Annotated in this window: 15 protein-coding genes; 12 read left to right on the top strand and 3 right to left on the bottom strand. The window is 65.0% G+C overall.

What is annotated here, in order from left to right:
• Positions 1-89: 89 nt before the first annotated feature.
• Positions 90-563 carry a hypothetical protein gene (locus HPY32_RS28445; protein ID WP_156673790.1) on the bottom strand — a complete coding sequence of 158 codons (474 nt, stop codon included), beginning with the start codon at positions 561-563 and terminating at the stop codon, positions 90-92.
• Positions 564-737: 174 nt separating this feature from the next.
• Here HPY32_RS28445 and mobF point away from each other — a divergent pair, with 174 nt between their 5' ends.
• Positions 738-6,269, top strand: a complete 5,532-nt coding sequence (mobF, locus tag HPY32_RS28440) for a MobF family relaxase (RefSeq protein ID WP_082870473.1) — start codon at positions 738-740, stop codon at positions 6,267-6,269.
• A gap of 234 nt (positions 6,270-6,503) precedes the next feature.
• Here the strand turns inward: mobF and HPY32_RS28435 are convergent, their stop codons facing one another.
• On the bottom strand, positions 6,504-6,860 hold the full coding sequence (locus HPY32_RS28435) for a DUF397 domain-containing protein (protein WP_067577362.1): 357 nt from the start codon (positions 6,858-6,860) through the stop codon (positions 6,504-6,506).
• Positions 6,857-7,726 (bottom strand): helix-turn-helix domain-containing protein, encoded by an 870-nt coding sequence (locus HPY32_RS28430; RefSeq protein ID WP_067577360.1) that lies wholly within the window; start codon positions 7,724-7,726, stop codon positions 6,857-6,859. Before HPY32_RS28430 ends, HPY32_RS28435 begins: the two co-directional genes overlap by 4 nt.
• Positions 7,727-8,213: 487 nt before the next feature.
• On the opposite strand from HPY32_RS28430, the gene HPY32_RS28425 reads away from it, so the two are divergent.
• The 11 genes from HPY32_RS28425 to HPY32_RS28375 all read left to right on the top strand — a co-directional run bounded on the left by HPY32_RS28425 (position 8,214) and on the right by HPY32_RS28375 (position 15,288).
• Positions 8,214-8,624, top strand: a complete 411-nt coding sequence (locus HPY32_RS28425; RefSeq protein WP_156673789.1) for a Rossmann-fold NAD(P)-binding domain-containing protein — start codon at positions 8,214-8,216, stop codon at positions 8,622-8,624.
• Between the two features lie 97 nt (positions 8,625-8,721).
• Positions 8,722-9,117, top strand: a complete 396-nt coding sequence (locus tag HPY32_RS28420) for a hypothetical protein (protein ID WP_156673788.1) — start codon at positions 8,722-8,724, stop codon at positions 9,115-9,117.
• Positions 9,107-9,598, top strand: a complete 492-nt coding sequence (locus tag HPY32_RS28415) for a hypothetical protein (RefSeq protein ID WP_156673787.1) — start codon at positions 9,107-9,109, stop codon at positions 9,596-9,598. The genes HPY32_RS28420 and HPY32_RS28415 overlap by 11 nt, the downstream gene beginning before the upstream one ends.
• A gap of 78 nt (positions 9,599-9,676) precedes the next feature.
• Positions 9,677-10,144 (top strand): hypothetical protein, encoded by a 468-nt coding sequence (locus tag HPY32_RS28410; RefSeq protein ID WP_156673786.1) that lies wholly within the window; start codon positions 9,677-9,679, stop codon positions 10,142-10,144.
• Positions 10,134-10,355 (top strand): hypothetical protein, encoded by a 222-nt coding sequence (locus HPY32_RS28405; RefSeq protein ID WP_067577352.1) that lies wholly within the window; start codon positions 10,134-10,136, stop codon positions 10,353-10,355. Before HPY32_RS28410 ends, HPY32_RS28405 begins: the two co-directional genes overlap by 11 nt.
• Positions 10,356-11,231: 876 nt before the next feature.
• Complete coding sequence (locus HPY32_RS28400) at positions 11,232-11,501, top strand: hypothetical protein (RefSeq protein WP_171983089.1); 270 nt, start codon at positions 11,232-11,234, stop codon at positions 11,499-11,501.
• Positions 11,498-11,986 (top strand): DUF3558 family protein, encoded by a 489-nt coding sequence (locus HPY32_RS28395; RefSeq protein ID WP_171983088.1) that lies wholly within the window; start codon positions 11,498-11,500, stop codon positions 11,984-11,986. Before HPY32_RS28400 ends, HPY32_RS28395 begins: the two co-directional genes overlap by 4 nt.
• A 13-nt stretch (positions 11,987-11,999) precedes the next feature.
• Positions 12,000-12,503 (top strand): hypothetical protein, encoded by a 504-nt coding sequence (locus HPY32_RS28390; RefSeq protein ID WP_231951268.1) that lies wholly within the window; start codon positions 12,000-12,002, stop codon positions 12,501-12,503.
• 32 nt (positions 12,504-12,535) lie between these two features.
• Complete coding sequence (locus HPY32_RS28385; RefSeq protein WP_171983087.1) at positions 12,536-13,162, top strand: DUF3558 family protein; 627 nt, start codon at positions 12,536-12,538, stop codon at positions 13,160-13,162.
• 123 nt (positions 13,163-13,285) lie between these two features.
• Positions 13,286-14,572 (top strand): hypothetical protein, encoded by a 1,287-nt coding sequence (locus tag HPY32_RS44025; protein ID WP_197696313.1) that lies wholly within the window; start codon positions 13,286-13,288, stop codon positions 14,570-14,572.
• Entirely contained in the window at positions 14,569-15,288 is a 720-nt protein-coding gene (locus HPY32_RS28375; RefSeq protein WP_067577343.1) for an ESX secretion-associated protein EspG, read from the top strand. Before HPY32_RS44025 ends, HPY32_RS28375 begins: the two co-directional genes overlap by 4 nt.
• The last annotated feature ends 20 nt before the right edge of the window (positions 15,289-15,308 follow it).

The raw sequence follows: 15,308 nt of genomic DNA, 5'->3' as shown, positions 1-15,308 counted from the left end.
AACCTGGACGTTTCTTAAAACGATGCGGCCTGTTCGACGTGACAGATCGACCTGCCAACGGGAAGACCGTCACATACCTACGAAACAAATCAAACTGCTGAATCCGTGCCTGATACGCCGTCACCAGTGCGTGCATCCGCCACCGAAACAGAGTTCGGAGCATAGTTAGGCGCGTCAACCACAATGCTTGGGCATGGCTTCCGGCGTCGCCCTCTGCCGGTAGTCCCGGGTGTTGCGGCCACCAAGCTATTTACCTGCCGCAGGGTGAGCCCGGTACGACTTGCAATAGCCGAGGCCGTCTCACCGCGTCGACTCATTCGCGACAGGCATTCAGTCTGCCGCTTCTTCAGATCCGCGAGCGCCGCACGATGCCGGTCGTTTGCAGCCGTGATTGCAGCCTCCCGCTCCGAATCGACCGCTTCAGCCTTCTGCTCCAGGAGCAGATAGTCGACGAGATCCGCCTCGTTCAGCTTGTTGCGTTCCGCCTGCTCTGCACGCTCTCGGGCGAGCCGCTCGCGCGCTTGACGACGTGCGGAGATTGCTGAAGTCTTCTTGTCAACCATGACCACACTCCCTTGCAGGATTTATCGTGAAACAGACCCTGAATTATACCATCGAATGATCAGTAGATCCATTTACTCACATGCCATTAGCTGCCATATCCAGCACCTCAATTCGTTTATTCACACCTCTTGCACCGAGGATTACGAAATGATAACGACGGTATAATGTGAATAGTGACGGCGACGTTACACAAGCTTTCTGCCGGGGACGGGTACGAGTACTACGTTCGGCAAGTCGCTGCCTATGACGCGTCCAATCGCGGCCGGTCTGCGCTGGCGGACTACTACACCGCGAAGGGGGAATCGCCTGGAACGTGGTGCGGGTCGGGGTTGGTGGCGTTCGACGACATCGACGCCGGTGACCCGGTGTCGGAGGAACAGATGAAGGCGCTGTTCGGGGAGGGACGACATCCGAACGCGACGAGAATCGAAGAGCAGGTGCGCGCGGCGGAGATCGCCATGGGTGCGAAGGCGAAGGACGCGGCGCGAGCGGCGTTGGCCGCGACCCGCTTGGGCAATCCCTACAAGGTTTACACCGGCGGCGGTGCGTACCGGCAGCGATGCGCCGAAGCGTTCGCCGCCGCCAACGTCGCCCGCGGCCAGCCACGACACGCTGCGCTGCCCTACGAGGAGCGGGCGGTGATCCGCACGAAGGTTGCGCAGGCGATGTTCGCCGAGGAGTTCGATCGGCCCCCGACTGATGATCGGGAGCTGTCCGGGTGGGTGGCCCGTAACTCCCGCAACGCCACCACCGCCGTTGCCGGATTCGACTTCACCTTTTCCCCGTCCAAGAGCGTGTCGGCGCTGTGGGCTGTCGCGCCGCGTGCCGTCGCGGACAAGATCAAGGCTGCGCATGACGCGGCAGTGGCCGACGCGCTCAGGTATCTCGAACGGCACCACACCTACACAAGGGTTGGGCGTCACGGCTGCCGACAAGTCGATGTCGAGGGGCTGATCGGCACTGCGTTCGTGCATCGCGACAGCCGCGCGGGCGATCCCGATCTGCACACTCATGTGGTGCTGGCCAACAAGGTCCGCACTCTCGACGGCGGCTGGTATGCCCTCGATGGCCGACTGCTCTACCAGGGCGCTGTCACGGCCTCGGAGGTCTACAACAGCCGCCTGGAAAAACACTTGGCCTTGATGGTCGGGGTGGCATTCGAGGCCGTCCCGCATCCCGACTCCTCCAAGCGGCCGACCCGGGAAATTGTCGGTGTCGACCGCGAATTGTGCCGGCGATGGTCGCGGCGCCGCGCCCAGATCGAGTCCAAGCTCGGCGAATTGGCGACCCGGTTCCAGCACCGGCATGGCCGCGAGCCGACATCGAAGGAGATGCTCGGTTTGGCGCAGCAGGCGACGCTCGAGACCCGCGAATCCAAGCACGAGCTGCGGTCGCTCGGCGAGCAACGCGCCAGCTGGTGGGACGAGGCCGTCCAGGTCTTGGGCTCCCCGGCCGCCGTCGTCGAGATGGTGTACGCGGCCTGTCATCCGCCCCGGACACAGCCGGAAATCATTGACGCCGTATGGATTTCCCGCGTGGCTGACGACGTGATCGCCACCGTGTCCGAGGAGCGCGCCACCTGGTGCGAGACCCACATCCGGTCCGAGGCCGAGCGCCGCGTTCGCGGGCGGGTCACCGCCGACCAATGGGATACCGCCGTGGAGGCTGTCGTGGCCGCGGCGCTGTTGCCGAACAGGTCCATCGCCCACCGGATCCCCGACCGAATCGCGACGCCCGCGCTGCTCATGCGCCGCGACGGCACCGAGGTGTACCGGACGGCGGGCTCGCAACAGTTCACGTCCGCGCGCATTCTCGCTGCTGAGCGTCGCCTGCTGGCCGCCGCCCACCAGCGTGGCGGCAGAACCGTCTCCAAAGACACAGTGGATGCCGCCGTTCGGGGATTCGCCGACCGGCATTCCGGGCGTGGGCTCAACGCGGGACAGGAGGCACTCGTTCGCGAGTTCGCGACTTGTGATGCGCGGTTCGCGGTCGCGGCGGCGCCTGCCGGCACCGGCAAGACCACCGCGATGCAGGTGTTGGCGCAAGCGTGGACCGCCGCGGATGGCACGGTGGTCGGGCTGGCGCCGACCGCTGCCGCTGCGGCAGTGCTGGGTGAGGACATCAAGGCCGCAACCCACACCATCGACAAACTCACCCACACCCTCGGGCGCGTACTCGCCGGGGACGACCCGGTCGTACCTGAGTGGATTCACGACATCGGACCCCACACTCTGGTGATCATCGACGAGATCGCCAAGACCGGCACCTTGAAGCTGGATCTGGCGGTGGCGTTCCTGCTCAAACGCGGTGCGAAAGTGGTCGGTATCGGCGACGACCATCAGCTCGCTTCGGTCGCTGCCGGCGGCGTCGTGCGCGACATCGTGCACGCTACTGATGCGCATACTTTGACGTCCGTTATGCGTTTCATCGATCCCGATACAGGACGACGTACGGCCGAAGGTCCGGCCAGCCTTGCGCTTCGAAGTGGTGACCCGGCCGCTATCGCCTACTACCTCGATCACGGCCGCATCCATTCCGGCACCCCTGCCGCGATCCAGGACTCCGCCTACACCGCGTGGACCCGTGACACCGCGGCCGGACTCGACACGGTCATGCTGGCGCCCACTCACGAGATCGTGCATGCGCTCAACGAACGCGCCCGCGCCGACCGACTCGCAGTCCTGCTCGGAACCGGCGGGGTGGTGGGGCGGCACGCCGAGCTGGCCGACGGTCTGCAGGCCAGCGTCGGCGACGTGATCATCACGCGCCGCAACGAGCCGCGGCTGCGCATCTCCGCGACCGATTCCGTGCGCAACGGATACCGTTGGCTCGTCACTGCCGTCCACCCCGACGGCAGCATCACCGCAGCACATCTGAAGTCGCGTCGCCGCGTCACCCTGCCGCCCACCTATGTGGCCGCCAACGTCGACCTGGGTTACGCCTCCACGATCAGCACCGCCCAGGGCATCACCGTCGACACTTGCCACGGCGTCCTCGCCGGGCACGAAGACCGCGCCCTGCTGTACGTGATGCTCACCCGAGGCCGACATGCCAACCACGCTTACGTCCCCACCGCACCCGACGCCAGCGAACAAAGCCCCTGGACCTACGAAGCGCTACACCCGGCCACGGTCGTCAACACCCTCACCGACATCATCGGCCGCGACGGGCACCAGCGGTCGGCCACCACTCTCCAGCGCGAAGCACTCGACCCGAGCAAGCGTCTCGGCCACGCAGTCGACGCCTACACCGACGCCATCGGCGCCGTCGCCGAACACCTCGCCGGTCCCGACACCATGGCCCGCATCGACGAAACAGCCGACCAGCTATACACCGGATTGACCGACCAACCCGCGTGGCCGGTGCTGCGTGGACACCTCGCCACCCTCGCGGTCGAAGGCCACGATCCCCTCGACGCACTCCGCGCAGCCGTCGCCGAGCGTGAACTCGACACCGCCGACGATGCCGCCGCCGTACTCGACTGGCGACTGGATCGCACCGGCAACCACTCCGCCGGAACCGGCCCGCTACCCTGGCTCCGCGCGGTGCCCACCGCGCTCACACGCGACCCCATTTATGGCCCCTACCTGGCGGCCCGCACCAGGCTCGTCGCCATCCTCGCCGGACGGGTCGAACAACAGGCTCAGCAATGGACGACAGCCACCACACCGACGTGGGCGCGGCCACTCGCGGGCATAGATCCCGACCTGATCGGCAACCTCACGGTCTGGCGCGCGGCGCTGCACATCGACGACGCCGATCGACGCCCGGCCGGACCACCCCGCCGATACCCGCTCGCCGAGCACCGGTACCAAGACGAGCTGCACGGTCGGATCACCGCGGCCCTCGGGAACCATCCGAACCACGCCACCAACCGGTGGGCCACCCTCGCCCACCAGGTCAGTCCCCGTATTCTCGACGACCCGCACTGGCCCGTACTCGCCGAACAACTCGACCTCGGCCACCGCGACGGATTCGACGTGGCGACCCTGCTGCGCCACACCGCCGACAGTCGGCACTTGCCTGACGAGCTTCCCGCCGCAGCACTGTACTGGCGGCTGATCACGGGGCTGGAACCTGGCGCACTCGCGACAGCGAGCAACCGCCTCCGACCCCCTTGGACTGCCGTATTGCCCGACGTCCTTGGCGACGACCTCGCCACGCAGGTACTCGGCGATCCCGCATGGCCGCAACTCGTCGCCGCGATCGAAGCCACCGACCCCGCCGAATGGCCACCACGGCTACTGCTGGAGTCGGCTTACACGCTCATCACGGCAACCCACGAGGACGACCGAGGCCCCGTCCGGCCACACGAGATGGCGACCACACTGGCGTGGTGGATCGACGACATCGTCCGCCACACCGCCACCACTTCCACCGACCTACCGCCCGAACCACTCGACCCCGACGCCGACGAGGAAGCCGCCGCCCGCGCCGGGATAATCGATCCCGACCGCATCACCGAACCTGACACCGAGCCACCCGCCTCCTGGGTACCCGAGCCCGTATTCGATAGCGAGCCCGACGAGGACTACATCGAGGCGTTACTGGCCGACGAACCGGCAAGCGACGCCGACGACCCGCAGCACGCCGAAGACGACTTCGACTGGGCAACTGCCGCACTCCAAGCCGCCCATTCCAGCCCTCGCCGATACCCGGATCTGCCGCTCAGCGAACAAGCCGACCAACTTCGCCAGGACACAGCAGACCAGCAGCGGCGTATCGCCGAGATACAAACCGAGATCAGCAAGGACGATCCCCTCGACCACACCGGGATCACCGATCCGGACGTGCTCGAACTACGTGCCCGCGCCGATACCCAACGGCCCTATCGAATCGCATGGCTCGACGCCATGGAACGCCTCCTCGACGCCGAGGTGCAGGCAGCAACAGACCGCGCTCGACGCGACGAACTCGCGGCAGAACTCGATCAGAAACAAGGACACGACCCGCACCTCGCCGAACTCGAAAGTCTCCTGGAGAAAACCGACCCGGCCGTTCGCGCCGAATACGCGGACGCCCTCGCCACGCTGCGGACCGGACCCGACAACATCGGTATACGGCTCGATCTGCACTTGGCCGAGCTCGCGGCAATCAGTTCAGCGAACGTAGCCGCTGAGGTCAGGTCCGAAGCCGAGATTGCACGACATGCGCTGATCGAATTCGCTGGCGGCCCAGACCAACTCGTCGACGACACCGACGTACAGCTGGCGCACCTCAACGCCGCATTCCGCCTCCACGACCAACTCGCGCACGCACGGCAGCTCCTTCAGAAGACGAAGACCGAACTGTTCCACGTCACCACCCTCCTGCGCGGCGGGCGCCCAATACCAGCCGATCGGGCAGCCGTCGATCGAACCACCGACCCGATCTGGAGGTTGACCGACAGCCAGCTGGACGAGCTGATCACCAATCTACGGCAGCGACTCGCCGTCATCGGCCACCCCGATCCTGTATGTGATCCCAACCAAGCGAACCGACTCGTCACCATGGCAATAGGCTCGAACGCCGATGCGACGCAGTTCGAGCAACAGTTGGCAGCCGCGCATGAAGAACGGCAACGCCGCGCGGCACTCACCGATGACCAACGCACCCGCGAAGACGCGCTCCGCATACGAGCCGCCAGCCCCTCTGCCCAGCAGAACGACGGTGCCGCTCCGGTGCCACTCCCTTCGCGGGACCAGGCCACGGAACTCGACCTATAAATGGAATCCCACGTATCCGCGATACACAACAATCCGCATTGGTACAGAACAGGACAGACACCTACGCCGGGTCGGCGCCCAAGAGGCTATGTTCCGAGTCCAGACCTCCCGATCGTTGCTCGACGATGCATGCCGGATGGCAGCGGTACGAAAGGGAACGTCCCGCCTCTTTGGGGCAGGACGTTAGGTAGCAGGTGCCACCCCGGCCAACGGCAGCCGCTCGGCCACTCTTGTTCAGGCAGCGGCAAATTCGCCTGCGTGCAGGCCGCGGACAAACGCGCTCCACTCCGCAGCGTCGTACGTCAGCGTGACTCCGGACCTGCCGCGAAGGACAACATCACCATTCACGCGTCGGTCGACTGTAGGGAGGTCCTCTACCGGCACCGTAGGGGTTCCGGCGGCGGCATCGACGAAAGCAGACCACATGGCAGTCGGGACCGTCAGGATGGGTTGATCTGCGGGACTGCCGACGTACTTGCTGTCCCGGACCAGCACAGTGTTCCCGGCGAAGCGGACCTCAACGCACGTCGAGGAATCTTTCGAGAAGGAGGATTTCTTCCAGTCCGTGATCTTGGTGTACCGACAGCTCATACAGCCGATCCTAGCTCGTCGGCCAACCGCTTGATCAGGGCCAACGAGTCTTCGCGACCGAGGGCCTGTGCCTGCGCGTATCCGAAGGTCGTCACCAGATTCCGGACCATCGTCGAATCCTCCAGAATCTGACCGACAACCGCCGATTCGTGCCAACCCAACGTCGGCAACTGAGCGCGATCGAAGTCGATGAGGTGGAAGTTGGCACCGCCCAAGATAGTTCCGCTGCGACTTGTGAAGGGAAGGATCCGCAGGTCGACCGTCGGTAGGCTTTCGATCGCGTCCACCAGCCGATGCAGCTGCCCCAGCAGGACTTCGGGTCCGCCGACCTGCTGCATCAAAGCAGCTTGAGACACAACAACATTCAGCCGAAGCGGATCCTCGCCTGTGAGCCGTTCCTGTCGGCGCATCCGTACCTCGACACGTTGTTCGACTTCCGTCTTGCGCACGAACAACCCGTCGGCATCGATCAATGCGCGGGCATAGTCCTCGGTTTGCAGCAGACCCGGCATCATCAGGCTTTCGAAGCTGCGGATCTCCGCAGCGCCGAACTCCAGTCCCCACAACCGCATCTGCTCGTCGTTGAACAGGCTGATGTACTCATTCCACCAACCCCTCCCGCTCGCGATCTCCCTGATCTCGAGGAGTTCTTCCCTCTCCGAACCCGAGAAGTCAAGAGCGTCGAGCAGGATCCTCGTCTTGTCCTCGGACAGCACCCGCCACGTGCGTTCGATCGTCGGCCAGTACGTCGACGTGATACCCAGCGACTTGGCGATCGCAGCACTGGTGGCACCCAGCTCCTCTCGCCGTCGTCGTATCCGGTACGTCAGCTCCCATCGGGCCACAGTGGGTGAGGCCGGTGGCATGGTCGATCCTCCACTTCCTTGGTGTCGCGAGTCACCCTAGCACCGGCTACCGCTCGAATTAAAGCTTTAAACATAGATGCGATCAGCCGTTGACTTGCACTAGCGATTGATCCTACAGTTCGTGTGTCAGCCATCACAGATGGGAAGCTCTCCAGCCGGTCGCAAGACGGGCGGGATCGAGGAACCATGCCGGCACAGATCGAGAACCCGGCGACGACCAGCAACTGCCGATCTGCAGATTCGATATCAGCTACCGGCGAGCGGGGGTGGTGATGACCGTTCACCTCACCGCAGCGGGGACCGAAAGCGAGAGGATTCTGATCGGACGTCAGGCACTGGGGCTCATCAGCTTTGTTGATGTGCTCGACGGTGGTGCTCGGCGTCCTGCGAAACCGGCAGTGTGCCGTCACCACGCGGGCGGCGTCGCCACTAGGGGAGATCTACAGCATTCCATGGCTCAAGTCGTCCGTGATCGCGGGGGCGAACCATGGTGACCGCGCGAGTTCTGGGTGTAGTGCGCGTCGATGCGTGCCGGTCACAGGGACCGGAGGTGTTAGTCGATCGGATCGTGAAGTGGGCCGACGAACGCGACGCTGAGTTGGTCGACGTCTGGATCGTCGAGTCGGAGGCCGAGTTTCCGCAGTTGTTCGCCTCGTTGTCACCGGCGCGAATTTCGGTGGTTGTGGTCCCCGCGCTGTGGCATGTGTACGGCTGGATGGGCACCATCCGTAGCGATGCCGATCTGTGGACCCTGCAACCGGAAATCTGCTGGGAACGAAAGCCTCCGCCTCCTCCACCATCCCGACAATTACGTCAGCCGCCCGGACCGCCGTGGGGCAGTGACCGTCCCACCATGTCGGGTGGCAGCCCCGGCAGGGGAGGTGATCGAGGCATTTGAGTAGGCGATGAGCGAGCTGCTGTCCGGTACAGGCGCGGTCGCTGTCAGGGCCTCCGCGCATCTGCGCGCGCCGAGCATTCCAGGCTAGGAGCAGGTCATGTTCGACCCTCATCGAAATCGCGATCCGGGCACATGCTGCGGTGCGACGGTCGACGGTAGGGCGGTGGTATTGCCACCGTTGTGTTACGGGTACCTGCGCACGGATTTGATCGCCGAGCAGGCAGTCGAGGCGTGTGATGCCGAGTTGGCTCGTATCGCTTCGGCCGAGTACCACCATCAGCTCGCCGGCGTCTTCCACGAGTCCTCACCGCAGAACTGCCAGCTACCCCCGGAGCTGGTGCGGCTGGTCACCGAATGCGCCCGCGCCGAGGCGCACATGGTGCTGACCTTCACCGGGCATCTGTCCGGGATGGGAGTGGCCCGCATCTGCGTGCTCGACTACATCGCCCGTCAAGGCCACGCCCACGTCGTGGAGGTCACCTATGCTCACTGACCTCGCCCCAAATACTGACGCAGACGCGGACACCGGGGAGCAGGTGTGCCGGTGGTGTCGGGAGTGCGGACTGGCCGCCATCGCTACTCATACCGGGTATCCGACGCTGACGACCGACAACGCGATCGGGGCGGTCATACTGCCACGCGCGCTAGGTTGTGCGCTCCGTGGCCTCTTCGCCGACGATATCCCCCTGTTTCGTGACCGGCTCTGGGGCAACCACATCGCGCTGGTAGTGCCTGGACCAGGCCGGATCAGCGCCATGATCGCAGGGCTGTTGACCGCCCACGCCGGGGCGGTGATCCCGCATGGAACACGGGTCGTGCTACCGCGAACGCTGACCGCATCGCAGACCGAGGAGTCCTGGGTCACCGCTCCCACTCCGGACAGCTTGATCCCGTCGCTACAGCTGCCGGTTGTCCTGATGCGCGAATTAATCGATCCCAACCTGCACTCACACAGCCTGACCTCCCGACCCTGAAACCACCGAGTTGGACGGTCGACGAGAAGCTTTCCGATCGGCGGATTTCATTTCACCCGTTACGAATAGGAGAATTCGATGATTATCACAGCTATGTCCGAAATCAAGTATTCGGCCTCGATTCACGAGATTATCGAACGACGCGATATTTATCGGCGAGAATTCGTTTTGAATGCTTTCTGCGGGGACGGCGGTCTGTATGTGAGCGCGGGCCCGGTGTCGGGGCTGATGATGCCGCGCCCGCTGGCGGCGCGGGTGATCGCAGCCGAGGGGCTGGCACCGGTGCCGGCGGTCTCGATTCATCCGACGGTCTGGATGCTGCTGGCTGACGGCCCGACCTCGCTCGGGGAATCCCAGCGAATCACGATGCGGCTGTTGCGATTCGGTGTGACGGTCGTGATCCCGCGCGGGGTGATCGGATTGCCGACCCCGGGCGATTCGACCCGGGTGTGGATACACCCGCCGCAGGGCCGGACGCGGCCCACCGTCGCCGCGCTGGGCGACGCCATCACCACCACCGCAGCCGGGGGTCGTCGTGGCCGGTGACCGGCTGCACCCGCACCTGTTCGTGACCACCGACAGCCGGTTCGCGGAGGTGATGTGTCAGGTCGAATTCCTCGACCCCCTCACCCCCGCCCGCGCGCAGCAGCTGCACAACCTGCACCGCTGCCATCCACCGGACGACTGCCTTGTCCGGCTGGCCAGCCTCGCCTGCCTGGCCGAGGACAAGCACGTCGGGGCGCATCGCCCGACATGACCACGGCGACAACTTGTTTCGCCCTCGCCGCCGGACTGACCGAACGCACACGAACACCCTGAGCCCGCTCCAGCCGACATCCCGGCCACCGATCCCGTACCCACCGTCACCCCAGCCCCAGTCACCATCTCCATCAGCTACGCCGCCCTCGACGACTGGCTGAGCCAGTAACACAGACGGGAAACGTCATGTGCAGCAAACGAATCCACCTCCACACACCCCACCGGCCAGGAACTCGCCACGATGGTGGCCCATCGACTACCACTGGCACCACGTACCGGCCACCCACCGAGGCGGAGCTGAAGACCATCCGGCACCACCTACAAGACCGGACTACGAGCTTCCGGAGGCCGATGTGGCTGCCGTGTTGATCGGTCTCGGGTTCTGGATGGTATGCATGTTTTGCGCCTACGCCAGTGTTGGTCTACCGCAGCTGGTTTCACGCCAACAGCGTCATAGAATCGTTGGGCCACAGTGGAATTCGAGGCACCGACCGAGGTCCAGCCCGGCTCGCCGGAAGTACGGATCTCGGGAGAATGCGGCCGAGCTGGTCCAACGACTCGCCCCCGAATACGACCCACACGTACAAGCCGCAACGGCTGCATGTGTATGCCCTACGGTTCGGCCGCCCAGGCCGGACGAACCCCGATGTGCCCGTGCGATGCACCTTCGTCGACCAGCGCGTCGACTTCATCGCCTGAGTGAGGGCAACAATCAACTTTCCGCACTCGCGGCAACGACGCCACTGCTCCGGGCTTCTCGGCCGCCGTCGGTCGAGATGGACCGGTCAACCTACTCAGATCGCCCTGCGAAGAGATGAAGACAAATGAACCCACGAGCCCACACCACGACATCACCCGGTGAGGTGCAACGGGTATGAGCACGCAACCATCCGGAATGATCCGTCCCGAGCACGCCACCGGCGGATGGGAGCTGCGCGGCGACACCCCAGAACGCTACTGGCTGTTCAAGTTCTACCCGAGATGCGCCGGGCGCATACGCGCGACGACACCCTCGACGTGTGCGTGGTGGATCGGCGAACCAGACGGAAACACGCTGCGGGAGGCAGCATCTCGGTCGGTCGAGAACGCCAAAGCGTGCGCGGACAACTGGGTGGCCGAGCACAGACTGGGTGGCCGGTCATGACCGACAGCCTTGAATCGGAGAGCAACCCCTCCCCCACGCCAGCCAGCGACCGGACGACAGCCACCGACGCACTGTGGGATCCGTGCACACTCGGTCCTGACGTGTGGCGGCGGATCGGTGTCGATCCTTCCACGCTCAGCCCCCGCATCGCGGGTTTCGATCGCGTCGACGGGTTCAAACGATGCGGCGGCGTCGACGCTCTACGAACCTACGCGATCGACGTGTGGTCTCAGCTCCACACCATCGACGACTTCCGACGGAAGGAAACCGGAACCGAGTTCATACCCATCACGATCGCCGACCGGGATGGTTTCCGGTACCGGCCGAGATCGGATCACAGTGGTGATCAGTGCAATCTGATCTTCCCGGCGGTCCGCGGCTCCTACAGTGTCGATGTGCTCCGGCTGGATCCGCGGGCCCGGACGTCGCCTGCTGAGCGTGTGGTCGAGGTTGCCGAGATCGTGGTCCCGATGCTGCCGGACTGACCCGGGTAAGCCGGTGAAGATGATCGGCGTCATGCCCGACGCCGATCATCGACCGGTGGGCGCTGGTAATCTTCCCTTCTGGAAGTGGGCTCGGCGAGCTCAGCCAGCGAAACCGAGGGGGCCAACGGCGATGGGCCAGCTGCCGGACAAGGGGCAGGAGAAAGCTCGAGCGACCTATGATGCCGCGAAAGCCGGTCAGTTCGTGATGCCCGAAGACGGTGCCACACGACTCGCAGCCAAGTGCGACAAGCTCATCGACGGCCTGGAGGACGAAATCGCGGGTGCGAAGCACCTTACGCAGGTGACCGGTTTTCCCGACCTTCCCTCGGGGCTGGCGTTGACCAAAGGGTTCAGCGCTAAAGGGCAGGAGTACATCGACACCCTGAAGGCGTTCAGGCTGGCGGCACTGCAGTATAAAGCGGCATATCTCGCGGCTGGCAAGCAATTCACCGAGGCCGAGGCCGCCAATCAGGCAGCAATCAAATATGCGGCCAAGCAGCTCGAGGACAACGCATGAGTGTCACGCCTCGCGCTCACGTAGCGCGCCACATGTCGACCCTCATCGTCTTGGCCGCTGCCGCACTGACAGCGGCAGCGTGCGGCAGTTCCCAGCACGGAACGGCGATCGTCACCTCCTCGACCAGCGCAACATCGACTGCAGTGTCGAAATCGGCTGGCCTTCCGCCGTTCCCCACTCTGACCGCGTCGAGTCTGCAGCCATCGGCACAGCACAACCAGAACCGTCCTGATGTGGCTTTCGATCCCTGTACGTGGATTGATGGCGCCACCGTCACTCACCTCGGGTATGCCCCCGAGACTCGCAAGAGAACGACCGACATCAACGCCGAATACACGTTCCTCGGCTGCGAGCTCAAATCACCGGACAAGGCATATGTGTTGGGAATCCTGTCGGGTAACCGCACGATGGATGAGGGGCGGGCGAAGGAAACCGCCGAGGGCGCGCAAATTCAGGACACGACCATCGGTGGCCGCTCGGCGATGGTCGTACGGACCAAGGATCCGGATACCTGTGACGTGTTGTTGCAGACCAAAGTCGGCTACGTCGATTTCCAGCGGACGATATTCGCTGATCACCTTGATGGTCCGGCTCCTGAAAAGTGTTCGGGCATGACGGATTTGGTGCAAGACATCGTTGCGCGTATCGGGGACAACTGAGCCGGGAGGGGGTGCGTCGTGGGCAGGCGGACGAAGAACGAGATCGCAGACGACATCCGTGGCCAGGAAGCTCAGCTGTCCCGAGTCACCGGGTTCGGACCGGCTGGGACTGATCCGGCGTATGTGGCCGATCGTGAGCAGTTCAATGGCTATACCCATCAGCAGATTTGGGATCGGGTGCACGAGAAGATCAGTCCGGACGCGCTCGGCCAGATCGCCAGCCACTGGAGTGATCACGCTCAGAAGGTGCACGATCTGTTCGACGAGTACGCCCAGGGCGTAAAACACGAGTTCGCGGAGTGGTCGGGTGCGTTCGCGACCTCGGCACAGCAGTCGACGGATGAGTTCTTGGCTGCCAGCCTGGACGCGCACGGCACCGCGACGGCGGTGCAGCGGCTGATGGAGTTGAATGCCAGTGCCGCGCAGAATGTCCGGGCGTCGATCCCGCCGCCGTCCCCGCCCTATCAGCCGGACCCGGATCCGGCCAGGGAAGCCGCGGACGGCGGTGTCCGGTTGCGGACATATCAGAGCCAGGCCGCGTCGGCTCAGGCGGACGTGCAGGACACGATGAACTTCGTCTACAACCCCACGATTCCCGCCTCCGGCGATGCTGTGCCGCGATTCATTCCACCCCCGCCAGGGCCAGGTGCGCAATCGGGCTCGGCAACACCCGGCACTCCCGGCACGGGTGCAGGCGGCGGTCTGCCCACGCCGGGCGCTGGCTCCGGCAACACCGGGATCCCGGGCAAGGATGGTGATCCCGGCAACGCCAAGCCCGGAGACCAGCCCCCAGGTGATAGTCCTCAATCGAATACGGCCCCGGACCAGACTCAGCCGGCATCGACGAACTCCCTGACGGCGACCACGCCGTCTTCGTTCCCTGGACTGCCGACCGGTACCGGCCCTGCCACCACAACGCCGACCTTGCCGACGAGCGCTACGCCTTCGATCGGCACAGGCTCGGGTGTGCCGAGTGGATCGGGAACAACCGGTCTGGGCCCGATGATCCCGGGTACGCCGGGCACACGGTCACCATCTGGCGGAGGTTCGGGTGTCTCGCGGCCCGGTGAGCCCGCTCCGACGGCGGCGCAGGCGAACGTGGCGCGAGCGGCTCGATCGGCGGAGATGGCGGCGCAACGGCCGATGTCGAGTGGGATGCCACACGCCGGTCACGGCAAGAAGGAGTCGGACGACGATCGTTCCAAAGCCAGTCCGGAATACCTGCGACGGCAGTACGAGGAACTGGTCGAGCTACCTGCGGCAGGGTCGGGCGTGATCGGCACGACCCCCGATGACGAGCAGCAACCTGCTGCCGTAGTGCCATCGCCGACATCGGCGAGTCCGGCCCCGGAGCCGCCGGAGACGCGGTCGGGCTACCTCGGCCGGGGCCCGATGGAGGACGGTCGGTGACGCAGTGGTCGTTCACGAGCGACGAGTTCAGCTATGTCTGGTCGGTGGAAACCGGGCTGGATCGCAGGCCGTATCCGATCGATCTCGCCCCTCGCGGGACCGTGGTCACCGAGAGCGAGCAGGCGGCGCTGGGTCTGGAGCAGCGGTTCTCGTTCAACGCGGACCCGGAGCTGACCAGCACGCTGCGGTTCCTCGCCCGCTCCGACGTCACCACGATTTCGGTGTTCGGTGACCGATTCGCCGAGGGGCAGCGGCAACCGGACCCGATCCTGGCATTAGGGGTCGCGCTCGGCGAGTGGGGCGCGGCGGTGCTGGCCACGTCGGAGAAGGTGACCGTGGCATCCTGCCACGCCCGCGCCGTGCCCCAGCAGCTGGCGGGTGCGATGGGCTCGGTGCCCGCAGGCAGTCTGCAGAAGATGCGAGAACCACGCCGAGCGGTGCTGGAACCCGATCCAGAGCAGTGGCAGGAAACCGACGACAGCCGCCGCGCCACACGGCTGCGGCAGGCGTTGCGGCGGCCGATCGACGCCCGCGGCTACATCACCGTCACCGTGCTACCGGAAGAGGCGATGTCCCCACCACCGGTACATCGCACCTGGCTGGACTTCACCGGCGACGGCCGCTACCTGCTCGCGGTCGGGCACGACCTCACCCTCGCCCCCTCAGGCGACGACCTCGTGGTCCGGCACCTCGCACAGCTGGCCCGGATCCGATGACGACGCGATCTGCGGATGCG

Source organism: Nocardia terpenica, assembly GCF_013186535.1.
Taxonomy (GTDB): domain Bacteria; phylum Actinomycetota; class Actinomycetes; order Mycobacteriales; family Mycobacteriaceae; genus Nocardia; species Nocardia terpenica.
This window is presented reverse-complemented; position numbering and strand designations above follow the sequence as displayed.

Excerpts from the sequence above, each read along its gene's own strand:
- HPY32_RS28445 (WP_156673790.1), bottom strand. The coding sequence starts at position 563 with ATGGTTGACAAGAAGACTTCAGCAATCTCCGCACGTCGTCAAGCGCGC.
- HPY32_RS28435 (WP_067577362.1), bottom strand. The coding sequence starts at position 6,860 with ATGAGCTGTCGGTACACCAAGATCACGGACTGGAAGAAATCCTCCTTC.
- HPY32_RS28430 (WP_067577360.1), bottom strand. The coding sequence starts at position 7,726 with ATGCCACCGGCCTCACCCACTGTGGCCCGATGGGAGCTGACGTACCGG.
- HPY32_RS28425 (WP_156673789.1), top strand. The coding sequence starts at position 8,214 with ATGGTGACCGCGCGAGTTCTGGGTGTAGTGCGCGTCGATGCGTGCCGG.
- HPY32_RS28420 (WP_156673788.1), top strand. The coding sequence starts at position 8,722 with ATGTTCGACCCTCATCGAAATCGCGATCCGGGCACATGCTGCGGTGCG.
- HPY32_RS28415 (WP_156673787.1), top strand. The coding sequence starts at position 9,107 with ATGCTCACTGACCTCGCCCCAAATACTGACGCAGACGCGGACACCGGG.
- HPY32_RS28410 (WP_156673786.1), top strand. The coding sequence starts at position 9,677 with ATGATTATCACAGCTATGTCCGAAATCAAGTATTCGGCCTCGATTCAC.
- HPY32_RS28400 (WP_171983089.1), top strand. The coding sequence starts at position 11,232 with ATGAGCACGCAACCATCCGGAATGATCCGTCCCGAGCACGCCACCGGC.
- HPY32_RS28395 (WP_171983088.1), top strand. The coding sequence starts at position 11,498 with ATGACCGACAGCCTTGAATCGGAGAGCAACCCCTCCCCCACGCCAGCC.
- HPY32_RS28385 (WP_171983087.1), top strand. The coding sequence starts at position 12,536 with ATGTCGACCCTCATCGTCTTGGCCGCTGCCGCACTGACAGCGGCAGCG.